2 protein-coding genes and 1 pseudogene are annotated in these 1,078 nt (G+C 45.5%); 1 reads left to right on the top strand and 2 read right to left on the bottom strand.

Translation table 11 applies throughout. The annotated features are described in order from the left end of the window. On the bottom strand, window positions 1-195 hold a 195-nt coding region (locus F6K53_RS44945), incomplete at its 3' end, for a hypothetical protein (protein ID WP_293087587.1). A 287-nt stretch (window positions 196-482) separates the two neighbouring features. Between F6K53_RS44945 and F6K53_RS46390 the strand changes: the two genes are divergently transcribed. Continuing rightward, the gene (locus tag F6K53_RS46390) at window positions 483-656 is read left to right on the top strand and encodes a LysM peptidoglycan-binding domain-containing protein (RefSeq protein WP_366511460.1); all 174 of its coding nucleotides are present in this window, start codon (window positions 483-485) and stop codon (window positions 654-656) included. A gap of 12 nt (window positions 657-668) precedes the next feature. Here F6K53_RS46390 and F6K53_RS44940 read toward each other — a convergent pair. Next, window positions 669-1,078, bottom strand: a pseudogene (locus F6K53_RS44940) (hypothetical protein); the annotation flags it as partial.

The raw sequence follows: 1,078 nt of genomic DNA, 5'->3' as shown, positions 1-1,078 counted from the left end.
TGTGCTAATCTCGCAGAAGCTTGGATAAAACGGAGATATAAAGCCGCTTTTGTAGCTAAACTGAATGATTGGCAATGGTAAGAGTGTGCTGTCCTCTCGTGACAACCTGAGTTGGAAATATCCCGGTGGTGGACTTGAGTCCTCTGCCATGGATCTGGCTCGTCTTGGGATGAAGGTCTTTGATGGATCGGTCATCTCAGCCCAGTCACTTAATACTCTCTGGCCGGGAAGTACGTTCTCCCATAATGGTGCCCAGAATGGCGCGAAGTCTTACTGGCGACTCTATTTCAATGACAAGACCGTGATTGCCGTCCTCTCCAATCAAAACAGGGGAAATCCTAAAGAGCTAACCAACACCCTCGGCAGCATTGTGAAGAATAACTAGGAAACCTGAGACTGTCGGTTGTGACATACTCCCACACTTACTCGCAAGAGAAGTGTGGGCTTCTCAGCGACTCCTGCTATTGCAATTGATAGTTTGAGTGTGGTGCTCTCATGTTTGCTATCTTTTAGGAGATTCATTGAGTAAGATAAGTGCAACGTGCTATGGCACTCAACAATTTTGGTTCGCTATAGCAAAAGAGAATGCAATAAAAGAACCTTACATCATTCATCCAGAGCAGGTGCTAAAAATACCCTCTAATCCAGCGGGTTAAGCATTTCTTATGCTAACGGATTTTGTGGTCATCCCGTTCTTGCGCACTTTCCCCCAAGCCACAAAATCCGTCTGTCAGTTCCTCTTCTTCGGGATGAATCGCCAGATAATCCCCCAGCCACTCACAACCTAGTTCCATCAAATCATCTAATTCTAAATCTAGGTTCCAAAGCTTGACTGTGCCATCCCTACTAGCAGAAGCCAGGAGTTTTCCATCTGCGCTAAAACTAACATCCTCTACCCGACCAAGATGACCTTCTAGAATTCTCAATAAAGAACCATCTTCCACACGCCAAAGTTTTACTGTGCGGTCAAAACTACCAGAAGCCAGCAATTTGCCATTGGGGCTGAAACGCAAACTTCTGATCCAAATGCCATGACCGGGAAGTTCCTTAACAATAGTACCATCTGAGTTATTCCACA

Source organism: Moorena sp. SIO4A1, from assembly GCF_010672065.1.
GTDB lineage: Bacteria > Cyanobacteriota > Cyanobacteriia > Cyanobacteriales > Coleofasciculaceae > Moorena.
The sequence above is the reverse complement of the archived record's forward strand: the minus strand, read 5'-3'. Positions and strand labels throughout refer to the sequence as shown.